The following is a 16,064-nucleotide window of genomic DNA, read 5'->3' on the forward strand; positions in this document are numbered from 1 at the left end:
AAAATGCAGATGAATGCAGGCATGCATTATTTTCATGTTCCTGACAATTCATTGATTGAAATAGCTACACGGCAGTTTGTCCGAAACCCAACGTGTAGAACCATCTTTCTTGAAAACAGGTAAGCGGTTCATCAATCGTTTTAAGGCCGTTCTAACCTGCATCTTACTTTTTCCTCATGTTGATTAGATCAAGTATCAAAACCCATTTTCTAATGGGTTTTCTTTTTTTAAAGTTGCACAAAGACTCTGTTTGAACCTTGTTCTAAAAATTAAGTACTGAAAACTCCTGTAGTTGAACCCGTTGATAACAAAGGGGTTTTATTAAGCTGTCCGGTCTTTGTCCGGTGCCTGTCAGTATTTTGTACCCCCACCTGTCAGCCTTTTGTCGCTTCAAATACTTGCATTGCCCTTTGCTTGCAACCTACCTTACCACCCATATTCTTTTTCATCTGAAACTGCATGTATGAGAAAAAAAGACTGGACTCTGCTGGTATTGATTATCACCGTCCTGTTCCTCATCCTCCTTGTGTATTTCATTTTCGAAAAACGAATTGAAGCCATACCTGATAACATCAACTGACAGTTCCGATACCCTGCGTTAGCCCAAACTTTTCTTAATCACCAAACCTAAAATGTATGTACAGGGTTAAAACCATCTGCCAAAAATTGCTGCTGAATCAGCGGGTCCATTTTAAACATTTATTTATGCTACTGCTTCTTGGCAGTAGTATTGCAGCCTTTGCCGGGCTGTATGCGAAAAAGGGAACCAACCTTTCGCAGTTTACCGTTATCAAAAGCCTGTTCAGCAAAACAGCTGTTCCGGCGTATGCAGATTCAATTGTGCAGTTAAAAGCAACGAATATTACAGCTACGCAGGCAACACTCAGTTGGGCAAAATCTGCAATTGCTGAAAAGTATACAGCAACAGTATACAGGAAGGGATTGAAGGTGAAAAGTATAAGCACTTCTGCCAACACAACAACTGTTACCGCACTTGATGCCGGTACAACCTATACCTGGAAGGTAACCGGTGCTTTGAGTAACAGTACATCTTCAACCGCCACATTTACGACACTTGCTGGAGGAGAAGCGGTTGAGGGCGAAGGGCCGGAAGGTCAGTTTCTGATTTTAGATCCTGAAATTGGAGGCGGTGGAGGTGGAGGTGGTGGAGGTGGGTGCACTGCTCTAACCTGGTACCTCGATGCTGATGGGGATGGATACTGGAAGGAAGGTACGGGATCTGTTAGCAAATGTACTTCACCTGGTGCAGGCTATAGAAGCAGCGGCCTGATAGCAGGTGGCGATTGCAATGATGGAAATAGTGCTGTATATCCCAATGCACCAGAAATTCCTAGCGATAATATAGACAATAACTGTAACGGACAAAACGATGAGACTGATGCCGTTTTTACTTTTTACCGGGATGCAGATGGAGATGGTAAAGGCAATCCTGCTATTTCAACAACAGCCACTACAACCATAGCACCCGCTGGATATGTGGCCAATGCGCTTGATTGCAACGATAATGATGCAACAAATAGTACCATCCGTTATGTAAATGCTGGTGTGGCTGCCAATGGTAATGGTACAAGTTGGGGCAATGCCTATAAATATCTACAAGATGCATTGAACGATGATCTAGGCTGCGTAACCGAGATTTGGGTAGCGAAAGGCACTTATTATCCGGATGAAGGAACAGGTATCATTGATAATGATAGAACAGCATCCTTTAAACTATTAAAAGATGTCTCTATATATGGAGGTTTTGTAGGAACAGAAACCAGTTTAAATCAGCGCTTTTGGGAAAGTAATCCAACTATTCTAAATGGAGATTTAAACAGAAACGACGCATCCAATTTTACAAACATGTCTGAAAATTCTCATCATGTTATAAATGGAGGTGATGCTGGTGTAACAGGGAGTAGTAAGTTAGATGGATTTATTATACGAGGGGGGAGCGCTTTCGTATCCACAGTCTATGAGCCAAATAATTTGGGCGGTGGTATGTATATTTTGGAAGCTACACCCTTCATTGTGAATTGCAAGTTTATAAATAACAGGGCTTATTACGGTGGGGGAGTTTATCTGGGACCCCCTGATGCGGCTTCAGGTCGTGGTGCTGTTTTTTTAAATTGTGAATTTGATGGAAATATGGCTATTGCAGACGGAGGAGGTGTTTACAGCAAAGATTCATACAACATTTTTTATAACTCCAAGTTTTTGAATAACAAGGCTTCTATCGGAGGGGCATTAATGCTCTCAGAAGATAGAAATATTCCATTAGGTACTCCTTATGGAATGCAATTGGTGAACTGCCTTCTATACAAAAACGAGGCAACCAACGGTGGCGCAGTTTTCAATACAGGGTCCTACTTATATGTTATTAATTCAACTTTTAATGGTAATCGTGCAACTCAAAAAGGAGGAGCCTTATATTTAACGGGCAACTGTGAGGCTGTTAACTCTATTTTTTGGGAGAACGCTGCAGGAGAGGAAGGCCCCGAAATTTTCTATTGGATAACAGATGGAATAATTAAAGTGACTTACTCCATTGTTCAAACAGGATTTTTCGGTACAGGTAATCTTAAAACCGATCCTCAATTTGTCAACGCTGCTGCCGGAGATCTCCGCTTATCATCAAGTTCACCTGCAATTAATGCTGGCAGTGATGAATTATACCAGGAGGGTGTTATTTATTCACTCGACTTGGATTCTAAGCCACGCAAGTTTGGTGTTATTGATATGGGGGCCTATGAACTACAGGTACAGGTTCAACCATGTCCTTCCATTTCTTCAATCACTACAAGCCCCACACCTGCATCCTGCCAAGGCACTAATGTTACGCTCACAGCTTCGGGCTTAATGGGTATGGGTGCTACTTATGGTATTACATTTAAATACTTTAATGAACAAACGACTGATCCCTATACAGGCGGGACAGTGATAGCCTCTTTGGCAAACAGTAGTTTGACAGACAATGGCACAGTGGCAACTACTTCCACATCTGCGCTACCATCTGGCAACGGGTTCATCTACGCAGTGTTATCGCCTGTGCCGGCAAATACTGAATGCAGACCTGCGCAAATGGTCAATGTCACGATAAATACCTTATCAACACCGCCCACAAGTATAACCGGCACAACCACGATTTGCAGCGGTCAAAGTACTACGCTGACACTTTCGGGTGGAACAGCGGGAACTGCTGCTACAGCACAATGGTTTGCAGGTTCATGCGGAAGCACGCTTATTGGAACGGGTAACAGCATTACTGTTTCGCCAACAGGCAACACGACCTATTTTGTAAGATATAGTGGAACATGTAATACCACCACCTGTGCATCGGTAGCGGTAACGGTTCAAAGTTTATCAATAGCGCCCACAAGTATAACCGGTACAACTACAATTTGTAGTGGTGCAAGTACTACGCTGACGCTTTCAGGTGGAACAGCGGGTACTGGTGCAATAGCAGAATGGTTTAGCGGTTCATGCGGAGGCACGCTTATTGGAACGGGTAACAGCATTACTGTTTCACCAACAGGCAACACTACCTATTTTGTAAGATATAGTGGAACATGTAATACCACCACTTGTGCATCCGTTGCGGTAACAGTCCAAACCTTATCAACAGCGCCCACCGGTATTACCGGCACTACTACGATATGCAGCGGTGGAAATACTACGCTGACGATTTCGGGCGGAACAGCGGGTACTGGTGCAATAGCCCAATGGTTTAGCGGTTCATGCGGAAGCACGCTTATTGGAACTGGTAACAGCATTACTGTTTCGCCAACGGGCAACACTACCTATTTTGTAAGATATAGTGGAATATGTAATACCACCACCTGTGCATCAGTAACAGTAACAGTTCAAGCCTTATCAACAGCGCCAACAGGTATTACCGGCACAAACACGATTTGCAGTGGCGGAAGTACCACATTAACGATTTCGGGTGGAACAGCGGGTACGGGTGCAATAGTAGAATGGTTTGCCGGCTCATGTGAGGGCACGCCTATACAAACAGGAACAAATTCGATTAATGTATCTCCTGCTGCTACAACCACATATTATGCACGGTATAAAGGCAGTTGCAATACAACAGAGTGTGCAATGCGAACAGTCACGGTTAACACGTTATCCGTAGCGCCAACTGGTGCCACAGGTAACCTCGTTATTTGCTCCGGCGAAAGCACCACGTTAACAGCAGCCGGTGGATTTGCAGGCACTGGTGCTACAGCAGAATGGTTTACGGGTGCATGCGGAGGCACGCCTATTGGTACAGGTAACAGCATTACTGTTTCGCCCACGGGTACAACAACCTATTATGTACGTTATGCCGGTATTTGTAATGTTACCACCTGTGCTACTATAACGGTAATAGTAAAAAGTTTATCAACGGCGCCAACTATCAACGGCACAAACATTATCTGTATCGGAGGAAGTACTACATTGACGGCTTCTGGCGGAATACGGGGTACTGGTTCAATAGTAGAATGGTTTGCCGGCTCATGCGGAGGCACACCTATACAAACAGGAACAAATGCTATTACTGTATCGCCTGTTACCACCACCACTTATTATGCACGTTATAAAGGTGATTGCAATACCACCGAGTGTGCAATGCGAACAGTAACGGTAAATACGTTGTCCGTTGCACCAACGGGTGCATCAGGTAACCTCATTATTTGTGCTGACGAAAGTACCACCTTAACGATAGCAGGTGGAACAGCGGGAACTGGTGCTACAGCACAGTGGTTTGCCGGCTCATGCGCAAGCACGCTTATTGGAACGGGTAACAGTATTACTGTTTCGCCCACTGGCACAACCTCCTATTTTGTACGTTATGCCGGCATTTGCAATACCACTACCTGTGCATCAGTAACAGTAACGGTGAATACAGCCGCTTCAATTGTTGGACCGGGAAATCTCAATGTTGCGAATGCAGCCGGCCAATGCGGGGCAGCCGTTACTTACTCAAGTACAATTACAGGCAACCCTGCACCCGTAGTTACCTATCAGTTTTCGGGTGCTACCAATGGATCAGGTCCGGGCACTGGCAGTGGTTCCTTTTTTAACGTGGGCACAACTGATGTACTGCTGGTCGCTGAAAATGATTGCGGTGTCAGTAGAAGCACATTCTCAGTAACAGTTGCTGACAGTGAGCCGCCAACGGTTAACACGCAATCTGCAATCGTGTATCTGAATGCAGCAGGTACAGCAAGTGTAACAGTAGCCCAGATTGACAATGGATCAACCGACAACTGTGGTATTGCAACACGAACTTTGGATATAAGCAGCTTCACCTGTGCAAATGTTGGAGCGAACACGGTAACCTTAACAGTGAAAGATGTAAATGGAAATGAAGCAAGTGCAACAGCCACAATAACTGTTGTTGATGATATCAAACCAACAGTTAAAACCCAATCTGTAACCGTTTACCTGGATGCAAATGGCAACGCAAATGTAACGGCCGCACAAGTTGACAATGGTTCAACTGATAATTGCGCTATTGCCACACGAGTACTAAATATTACCAGCTTCACATGTGCCAATGTTGGAGCGAACACGGTTACATTAACAGTAAAAGATGTAAATGGAAATGAAGCCAGTGCAACAGCCACAGTAACAGTGGTTGACAATATAGCGCCAACAATCAGCAGTGTTAAAGCCAGTCCTTCATCACTCTGGCCTCCAAACCATAAAATGAAAGCCGTAACTGTAACAACCGTGAGCACCGATAATTGTGGCACACCCGATTGTAAGATCATCAGTGTAAGCAGTAACGAACCACAGGAAGGAACAGGTGATGATGATGTTGCAGGTGATTGGCAAATCACAAGCAATAATACCGTTAACCTGCGTGCAGAACGGTCTGGTTCGGGTAATGGTAGAATTTATACGATAACAGTTGAATGTAAAGATGCATCGGGCAACCCAACACAGTCAACAACCAATGTCATCGTAGCACATAATATTACTGCACCAATGAGTGGCTCGTCCTACAAAATCGGAAGCACCGTAAGTTTTGCGGGCACCTTCTGGGATGTACCAGGTAACAAGCACACCGCCCGTTGGGTAATTGATAACAGCACTGTTACAGGCCGAGTAACAGCCGAACCAAGTGGATTGAAAAACGGAACGGTTACCGGTAGTTATAAATTCAGCACAGCAGGTGTGTACAAACTGAAAATGGAAATCATCGATCAGAACGGTAATGTAAGCTATGCTAATACCAATGGCGATATGGATGCCATTGTGGTGATCTATGATCCAAACGGAGGCTATGCATTTGGTGGTGGTAAGTTTTACTCAGAGGCAGGAGCACAAACAGCCAACCCGTCCGCAAAGGGAATGGTGAGCTATGGCTTCCAGAGCAACTACTTCAAAACGGCTACTTATCCAAAAGGTGAAACACAACTGGAGTTTAAAGTAGGCGACTTCGAATTCAATGCGCTCAACTACGAGTACCTCGCCATCTCAGGAGCCAAAGCACAGTTCAGAGGAAGTGGCAAGATCACGAATGGACAAAGTGGTGTGAGCTTTATTATGACAGTTGTAGATGGTGAGTTAAATGGAACAGGCATTGATAAAATTCGTATGAAGATCTTCAATAAGAATACCGGTGAAGTGTTCTACGATAATCAACCGGGAGCAAGCGATGATATTGACCCAATAACGGTTGTAAAAGCGGGAAGCGTTGTTACCATCGTAAACCCTGATGCAACAAGTGGAGGCGGCAGTACAGGTGGTGGAGGTAAACCAACCAAACGTGAAGGTGAGTTTACAACCGAAACCTTCGAAGTCATCACCGCACCAAACCCGAGCGACAGTTACTTCACCTTAACCGTGAAAAGCAGTAACACAACCGATCGCATTTTGGTACGTGTAATGGATGAACTGGGCAGAGTGGTAGAACAAAAAGAAAATGTGATGTCTGGCACCACCATCCGCTTTGGTGATCGATACATTCCCGGTATGTACTTTATTATGGTACAACAAGGGAAGAATAGTAAGGCAGTAAAATTGATACGTCGATAATTTTATTGGTTTAAGTAAAGTGAGGCCGCCTGTTTCTACGGGCGGCCTTTTTATTTCGAAAAAATAAAAAGGCTTACTGTTAAAACAATGCAAACAGTTTTCTCATCTTGTGCATTTTTACAAGCCACTGCATCCAATTGAAAAATCAACGCTATGCAATCGTATCGCAAACCATTACTGGCTGCTGTAGTTATACTCGCAGCTATTGTTACCGTGTCAGCATTTAATGAACCTAAAAAACGTAAACAAGTAATTACACAAACACAAACACAAACTCAGACTCAACCACATCCTTCAGCCGTTCAAACACCATCTTTGCAAACGCAAACGCAATCGGCACAAAATGAAACACTTCCTCCTCCAACAACCGATCAAAAAATACAGGTCGCTATTTTGCTTGATGTAAGTAATAGTATGGATGGACTAATCGATCAGGCAAAAGCTCAACTCTGGACAATGGTGAATACACTCGGTCGTGTACATTGCGATAACAAAGCCAATCCAAAAATTGAAATTGCTTTGTATGAATATGGTACACCACGGAATGATGTGCGTAGTGGTTATATCAAACAGATCAATAATTTCATTACTGATCTTGATTCGCTTTCTGAAAATCTGTTTGCCTTAACTACCAATGGTGGTGATGAATATTGTGGCCATGTTATTTTCAAATCAATACAGCAACTAAAGTGGGATGCAAACCCCAATTCATACAAAGTTGTTTTTATTGCAGGGAATGAAAGTTTCCGCCAAGGCAATGTGAGTTTTACACAGGCTTGTACGGAAGCAAAAAGTAAAGGCGTGATCGTGAACACCATTTATTGCGGCGATCGTCAGCAGGGTATTCGTGAATACTGGAATCTGGTTGGGGAATGTGGTAACGGCAGCTTCAGCAACATCAACCAGGATCATAAGATCGAAGACATTGCGACACCTTATGATGATGAGATCTTTAAACTCAATGAGAAATTGAACGGCACTTATATCACCTATGGGGCAAGAGGTCAGGAGTACTATAGCAAGCAACAGCAAATGGATGTGGCGAATGAAGCTATGAGTAAAAAAGCTGCCATCAAACGTGCCGAAACAAAAAGTAATTCGAAAGTATATAACAATGCAGGTTGGGACCTGGTTGATCGTGCAGGAGAGAATGAAGCAGAAATTGAAAAGATCGACAAGAAAACATTACCCGACAGTTTACAGAACAAAACAACAGCACAACTGAAAGTGATCGTGAATCAAAAGAAGAAAGAACGTGCTGCTATTCAAACAAAGATCATTGCATTGAATCAGCAGCGTCAGCAATACATCAACGATCAGAAAAAGAATGGTGGTGGCACAACAGTTTCAACACTTGAAACAGAAGTGGAACGAATTATTAGCGAACAGGTAAAACGTTTCAAGATGAAGGTGCAGTAATAAATAAAACAATCATGTTGAATGAAGAATCAAGAGCAGATCAAAGCTGCATACTTGGTTCTTCATTCTTCATTTGTGCCTGCACTTTTCGTCCTTCCTTTACAATGATCTCAATGATCTCTTCAATATCTTTCTTTGATGTACGGAAGTTGACAATGCATCCTCGTAAACAATACTTGCCGGCGATAACTGCATTGGATAAGAACACCTCGCCGCCTTGTTGCAGATCGTTCAGCAATGCTTCGTTCAGTTTGTTTAAATAGGTTGCGGTTACTTCACTGTAGTTTTCAAAATTCAATGGAACATAACGAAGCGTAGTAATGCTCAGGTTTTGTGTTACTGCTTCCAGCTCGGGATGCTGATCAGCTAAATCAAAAAACAATTTCGATAATTGAATATCATCATCAATCATTTTGATATAACCACTGCGACCTACCTGTTGCAACATCATCCAGACTTTCAATGCACGGAAACCACGGGAGTTCTGTAAGCCATACTCATAAAAGTTTTGGGTAAGAGCTTCATCATTATTGCCGAAATTGTAATAAACAGGATGCGAACTGTAAGTATCGATCAAGTGATTGGGATCTTTTACTAACGTACAGCCTGCTTCCAACGGACTGTATAACCATTTATGCGGATCAAGTGCAATGGAATCCGCATCTTCAATGCCGGCAAATAATTCTTTTTGTTCAGGAATAACCGCAGCAGGTATACCATAAGCCCCATCAATATGAAACCACAGATCATACTTTTTGCAAATAGCAGCAATGCCTTTCAGATCATCCACAACACCGGTGCTCACATCGCCGGCAGTACCAACTACAAGGAATGGTTTCTTGCCATTCTGCAGATCAGCTTCAATGGTTTCGATCAGCACATCGTTGTTCATTTTGTTATTTGCATCCGTCTCAATCCAACGGATCGCATTCATACCATGACCAAATAACACCGCTGCTTTTTCGATCCATGTATGTGTTGTTTTTGGACAATACAATACCAGTTCAGCTCCGGCTTTTGCAAGACCTTCCGCTTTCAAATTCTTTGGTGCTTTGGCTGTTCTTGCTGCAAGGAATGCAGTGAAGTTGGCCATATTGCCACCACTCACCAACACACCACCATACGATGGAGAAACACCAATCAACTCCGCTAACCATCGTACAGTTTGCTTTTCAATAGCAGTGGCCATGGGGCTTAAAATGTTGGCGCCAACATTCGGATTCACAGTTGCTGCAAGTAAATCTGCCAATGCACCAATTGGCGCAGCAGACGAAGTGATATAACCCATGAATTTCGGATGACCATTGAGCAGTGAATGATTCATCATTAATTCGGTTGCCCTCTCAAGTAACGCAGAGGCATTTGTTCCTTGCTCAGGTAAAGAGGCAGTACCTAATAACTGTTGAATCTGTTGCGGTGTTTCGCCGGTGGTCACTGGTTTTTGATCAATGTTGCTGATGAAATCAGCAATGCTGTCAATTAATTTGTAGCCCATTTGTTTGAACTCTTCCTGGTTCATTTCAATGGCTGCTTCACGGTTAGTGGTCATGTATATTTTTTATTTGTGTCAAAAAACTGTTTCAGGATCGTTGCGGTTAGCTATTAACGTTTTACTGAGTGCGAATGGAAAGGAAGGGTCAAGTTAATTCATTTAGCAGAGTTTTACAACCGGGAAGAAGAAATTGTAATAAACAACAACGCCACTACATTTCTGCAGTGGCGTCATTAAGTACTTTTATCTTCTTATCTCGTTCTTACTTTGTTTCTTTCATCAATTCCTTCACCGCAACTTCTAATTGCTGGTCATTACCCATACTTACTTTTTCATTTTCCGGTTTCACTTTAATGTCAGGTTCTGTTTGTGCGTTCTCTAAATACTTACCATTGGAATCTTTACAACCAACAGTTGGTGCACCCCAACGGATACCGGTATCCATCAAACTTTCCCATGCAGCAAAACTACAAGTGCCGGGCACCGGCATACCAACCAGTTTGCCAATACCAACTTCCTTCACCATATAAGCATAACAATGTCCATCACTGTAATTGCCTTCATTTGCCAATGAAATACTTGGCTTGGTCCAGCGGAAGTTTGGTTCAAATCCATTGCTGCGTGTATCTGTTGCATAGTCCATAAACTTTTTACCGCTCAGGAACATCGCCAGATCTGCAACAAGATCACCACCACCGTTATTACGGGTGTCAACTACAATTCCTTTCTTCTGGAAATGTTTACCCATGATCTCTTCATACGTTGTACGGAACGCACCATCGTTCATACCGGGAATATGTACATAACCCAATGTGCCGTTGCTCATCTTATCAACTTCATCCGCATTGCGTTTTACCCAACGTGCATAAAGTAAACGGCTTTCTTCGCCGATGGTAACAGGCTTTACGATCAATTCTTTTTTCGTTGTGCCATCCACCAATACAAGCAATGTATTTTTTCCTGCTTTACGATTGAGGTATTGAGCAATGTCTTTATCAGGAGTGATCAATTCGCCATCGATCGACTCAATGATCATCCCTGCCTTTACATTCATGCCGGCTTTATCCAGCGGACCATCTTTGATCACTTCCAGTATCTTGATACCGTTGCCTTTGAAATTCACATCATAAAAAATACCGAGTGCAGCAGTAGCATCAGCAGTTGGATTGTTAGCACCACCGTATGCTGCACCGCTGTGGCTCACATTTAATTCACCCAACAATTCACTGAGTAATTCACTCATTTCATAATTGTTGCCAATGCCTGGTAAATGTTTTTCATAGTCAGGTTTGTAACTGTCCCAATCAATGCCATGGAATGATTGGGTGTAGAATGTATTTTTTGTTCTGCGCCATACATGATCAAATTGGTATTGACGTTCTTTCAATCCGTCAACGATCATTTCGCCATTGATGCTGATGCGGTCTTGCTTACCACTGTTGGGATCAATTTTTGCAAAGCCACCATCTGTATTCAGGAAAATACTCTTCTGTTCTTTGTCCCACACCATATTGGCAAAGCCTGCATTGAGCGGAACCAACATTTTTGTTTCTTTTGTGCGGAGATTAGTGGTCCACAAATTCATTCCACGTTCAAAACGGGCGAGGTAATAGAGTGTTTCACCATCTTTGCTGATGAGTGCATCGCCCATTGCAGATGAATGGATCGTTAGTTTTGTTTTACGTTGTGTAAGTCCATCCCAATCGATCACTACTGAATCTTTAGCAGGCGTTTTCTTTTTCGTTGTATCGGCTTTTGCTTTTGTTTCTTCAGTTTCCTTTAATAACGCCGCATCTTCTTTGCTCAATTTAAAACGATCGAATGCATCTTGTGTAAAGAACAACGCATACGCATCACTTTGTGCGCCGCCGCTCATGGCTGCTCCACGCAAACCATCACGGTTGCTGAACCACAACATGGCTTTGCCACCATTGATCCACTTGGGACGGGAATCATTAAACCCACTTTCGGTAAGGTTTACAATTTTTTTACCGTCAGCACTTACCAAACCTACTTCACCCACAGCACTGCCGGGCATTGCATAATCAAACAACAACCATTTGCTGTCGGGGCTCCATTGGAAGTATTGATCGTTTTCTGTCCATGCAAAAAGATAATCGCCATTTAAAATGGTACGACTTTGTTTTGATGCAAGATTGTAAATGCGTAATTGATTTCTGTTTTCAATGAATGCAATTTCTTTTCCATCAGGTGAGTACACCGGTTGTGTATTGGTATTCTTATTTTCAAGCACTGCTGTTTCTTTCAAAATAGTAGACGCATAGAAATACGGTTCTTCTTTGCGTTCCATCCTGGTTTCATATACACTCCATTTACCATCACGTTCGCTGCAATAGAGAATGCTTTTTCCATCGGGCGAAAAATTCACACTGTTTTCTGCTTCGGGTGTGTTGGTAATACGTTTGGTAATACCACCATCAACGCTGGTTACAAATACTTCACCACGATACAGAAACGCAATTTCTTTTCCGTTGGGTGAAAGACTCATACCACTTCCCGTGCTTACACGAAATACCTGTTCTTTATTATTCCGTGCATCAGACAGAATGGTAATGTTTACTTTTTGTGCAGATGCGCCGGGCTTCATGGTATAAATTTCACCATCGTATCCATAGCTCAACAATCCGTCGTTACTGCTTGTAAGAAAACGCACCGGATGTTTTTTATACGAAGTGAGTTTTTCTGATTTGCCACCGCTCAAATTCATCTTGTGAATATTGTACGATCCGCTTTCTTCACTCAAATAATAAAAACCACTTTCATCGGTGGTAAACACAGGACTTCTGTCTTCTCCATTAAACGAAGTGATCTGTTTGTGTGTATTGGTTTTGAAATCATACAGAACAATATCTCTTGTTACTGCAGATGTATGATGCTTGCGCCAAATGTTTTCACCACCTACTTTATTTTGATAGATAAGTTTGCTGCCATCTTTGCTGAATCTTACATCTTCAGCGGGAGTTGTAAAGAGTTGCGATACACGTCCGCCATTAACAGAAACGCTGTACAGCTCCGTCATATAACCGGAAGGGTATTGGCGGTTTGTTGGAAGATCCATCCGTGTGCCACCAAACACTACATTCTTGTTATCGTTTGTAAAACTATACGGATATTCTGCTGATGAATGATAGGTGAGGCGTTTTGCTTCACCACCTTCAACCGGAATTACATAAACATCGAAGTTGCCGTAGCGGTCGCTGGCAAAAGCAATGCTTTTACCATCCTTGCTCCACACAGGCATAAAATCATGTGCTTCGTGCAGGGTTAATGCGGTGGCTGTGCCACCTGTTGAAGATACTTTGTACAGATCGCCTTTGTACGTAAACACAATGGTTTTCCCATCTGGCGAAATAGAAGGATAACGAAGCCAGGTTGGAGACTGGGCAAATGAACTAAAGCTGAAGCCAAAAGCTATCAGCACAGACAGAATAATTTTCTTCATACATGAATTGTTGTGGAGCTTTAAAGATAACGGGAAAATAAAACGGATAGAAAGAATTTGATGGGTGGTGAATTTGCTCAGAAACGCAAGCATTTTGCAGCCAATACGTATCAAATAAAAACGGGCTGTACACTGTACAGCCCGTTTGCATTACGATTCTTTTTCAGATCAATTCCATGTAGCACCAAATACTTTCTTCAGTATTTCAGTAGTACGCTTCACTGGATTTTCACGAATTTCCAACTCTTCTTTTGCAATCTGATCAAACAAAGCATCCACTGTTTTACCAACCACATAGGCCGTTAGATCAGGGTTGAGTTTGTTCCTTGTTGTGGGTAAGCGATTGTATCCATTAACCAGGTCGCCATAATATTTCGTTGCTTCCACTTTGTCTAACGATGCTTTTACGGAAGGTGAGAACGCAGCGATCAACGCCGCACTTGTTTTCTCCCGGAAAAAATTGGTAGCACCATCTTTCGGACCCCGTATGATATTAATGGCATCCGAAATGCTCATTTGCTTGATGGCATTCACAAAAATGGGTGTGGCAAATCCTACCGCATCTTCGGCACCACGGTTGATCTGCAGAATAGCTTTGTCAACGGTTTGTCCAAGCCCGATGTTGCGGAGTGTACGTTCCACTTTCTGAACTTCGGGTGGTAACAGTATTTTGTAGAAAGCATTGCCAAAAAATGCATCGGTTTTATTGAGATTCGATACAGCACGGGTAAGGCCCTGGCCCAATGCCTCTTTGATTCCCTGGCCGGCTTCAGCTTCTGTAACGCCTGTTCCCATGGCGTTTGGCAGTTGACTCAACACTTCACAGGAGGTAAAAAACAAGGTAACGGACAAAATTAAAAGGTAACGCTTGATCATAAATTATCGGTTTTATACATTAAACGGATTTATAGCTAAAAGAGTTGCATACATCATGCCGAAGATACTCTCTTTGCTGATGTGGCGTACTTCCGGTAAATTTGCGACCTGTTAAAATTCAAGCAGGTGCAGCAACGCCCTGATTTGGGAGAATTACAGCCAATAATTATGAGTACACATTTATCTGAGCAAGAGATCATTCGCCGGGAAAAATTAGCCGAACTCAACAAGTTGGGTATTGATGCTTATCCGGCTCCTTTATACCCCGTTTCACATTACTCTACTGCGGTTAAAGCAGGGTTTAACGAAGAAACAAAAGAAGAGTACAAAGAAGTTTGTATGGCAGGCCGTATTATGAGTGTACGAGATATGGGGAAGGCTTGTTTTGCTGTGATTCAGGATAGCCACGGCCGCCTGCAAGTATATGTACGCAGGGATGATATTTGCCCGGACGAAGACAAAACATTATACGATGTTGTGTTTAAAAAATTATTAGACATTGGTGATATTATTGGTGTGAAAGGACTTGTGTTTACCACCAAAACAGGTGAAACAAGTTTGCATGTAAAAGAATTGACCGTGCTTACAAAATCTCTGAAACCATTGCCGGTAGTGAAAGAAGCAGAAGGACAAACCTTTGATGCAGTAACTGATCCGGAATTCAAATACCGTCAGCGTTATGCTGATCTCATTATTAATCCGCAGGTGAAGGATACGTTTGTAAAACGTACCATCATGATCAATACCATTCGTGAATATTTAAATGCACATGGTGCATTGGAAGTTGATACACCTGTATTGCAAACTATTCCCGGTGGTGCAACAGCCAGGCCGTTCAGTACGCATCACAATGCATTGGATGTACCCATGTACATGCGTATTGCCAATGAACTGTATTTAAAACGTTTGATTGTTGGTGGATTTGATTGGGTATATGAGTTCAGCCGCAACTTCCGTAACGAAGGAATGGATCGCACACATAATCCTGAGTTTACGATTCTTGAATGGTACACAGCTTACAAAGATTATTTCTGGATGATGAATGTGACTGAAAAACTACTGGAACAAATTGCCATTGCATTGCATGGTACAACTGATGTTACGGTGGGAGATAAAACCATCAGCTTTAAAGCACCGTTCAAACGTATTTCTATTTTCGATGCCATTAAAGAAAACACAGGCATTGATGTAAGTGGCTTGGAAGAAGATGGTTTACGTGATGTATGTAAACAACTCAACATTCATGTAGATACAACAATGGGGAAAGGAAAGTTGATCGATGAACTGTTTAGCGAAACAAGTGAAGCAAAATGTATTCAGCCAACATTCATTATTGATTATCCGGTGGAGATGAGTCCGCTTACGAAGAAACACCGCAGCAAACCCGGACTGGTAGAACGTTTTGAATTAATGATCAACGGAAAAGAAGTAGCGAATGCATATACGGAGTTGAATGATCCAATTGATCAGCGTGACCGTTTCGAAGACCAGGTGAAACTGAAAGAACGTGGTGATGATGAAGCGATGTTTATTGATTATGATTTTTTACGTGCATTGGAATATGGTATGCCGCCCACAAGCGGTATTGGTATAGGGATCGATCGTTTGTGTATGTTGATGACCAATCAGCCAAGTATTCAGGATGTGTTGTTGTTCCCGATGATGAGACCGGAGAAGACGGTGGAGTGAGGTAGTTTGTAGTTAATAGTTGATGAATAGTTTAATAAAAAGTAAGCCGCAGTTTTGAAAAGCTGCGGCTTATTTCTTTCCTTGGAATAT

The 16,064-nt window shown here is 42.6% G+C and carries 6 protein-coding genes; 3 read left to right on the plus strand and 3 right to left on the minus strand.

Annotation, left to right across the window (positions count from 1 at the left end; translation table 11 throughout):
- Positions 1 to 705 precede the first annotated feature (705 nt).
- Both WG989_RS07590 and WG989_RS07595 read left to right on the plus strand, forming a co-directional pair.
- Entirely contained in the window at positions 706 to 7,035 is a 6,330-nt protein-coding gene (locus WG989_RS07590; RefSeq protein WP_340428449.1) for an Ig-like domain-containing protein, read from the plus strand.
- Positions 7,036 to 7,188: 153 nt separating this feature from the next.
- Positions 7,189 to 8,454, plus strand: coding sequence for a vWA domain-containing protein (locus tag WG989_RS07595; protein WP_340428450.1), 1,266 nt, complete (start codon positions 7,189 to 7,191; stop codon positions 8,452 to 8,454).
- 40 nt (positions 8,455 to 8,494) lie between these two features.
- Here WG989_RS07595 and WG989_RS07600 read toward each other — a convergent pair whose 3' ends face one another.
- From WG989_RS07600 to WG989_RS07610, 3 genes are all read right to left on the minus strand, one after another.
- Positions 8,495 to 10,003, minus strand: coding sequence for a pyridoxal phosphate-dependent decarboxylase family protein (locus tag WG989_RS07600; RefSeq protein ID WP_340428451.1), 1,509 nt, complete (start codon positions 10,001 to 10,003; stop codon positions 8,495 to 8,497).
- A 205-nt stretch (positions 10,004 to 10,208) separates the two neighbouring features.
- Complete coding sequence (locus WG989_RS07605) at positions 10,209 to 13,409, minus strand: S41 family peptidase (RefSeq protein WP_340428452.1); 3,201 nt, start codon at positions 13,407 to 13,409, stop codon at positions 10,209 to 10,211.
- Between the two features lie 168 nt (positions 13,410 to 13,577).
- Positions 13,578 to 14,285, minus strand: a complete 708-nt coding sequence (locus WG989_RS07610) for a DUF4197 domain-containing protein (protein WP_340428453.1) — start codon at positions 14,283 to 14,285, stop codon at positions 13,578 to 13,580.
- A gap of 168 nt (positions 14,286 to 14,453) precedes the next feature.
- Between WG989_RS07610 and lysS the strand changes: the two genes are divergently transcribed.
- The gene (gene lysS, locus WG989_RS07615; RefSeq protein WP_340428454.1) at positions 14,454 to 15,974 is read left to right on the plus strand and encodes a lysine--tRNA ligase; all 1,521 of its coding nucleotides are present in this window, start codon (positions 14,454 to 14,456) and stop codon (positions 15,972 to 15,974) included.
- Positions 15,975 to 16,064: the final 90 nt, after the last annotated feature.

Source organism: Lacibacter sp. H407 (assembly GCF_037892605.1).
Lineage (GTDB): Bacteria > Bacteroidota > Bacteroidia > Chitinophagales > Chitinophagaceae > Lacibacter.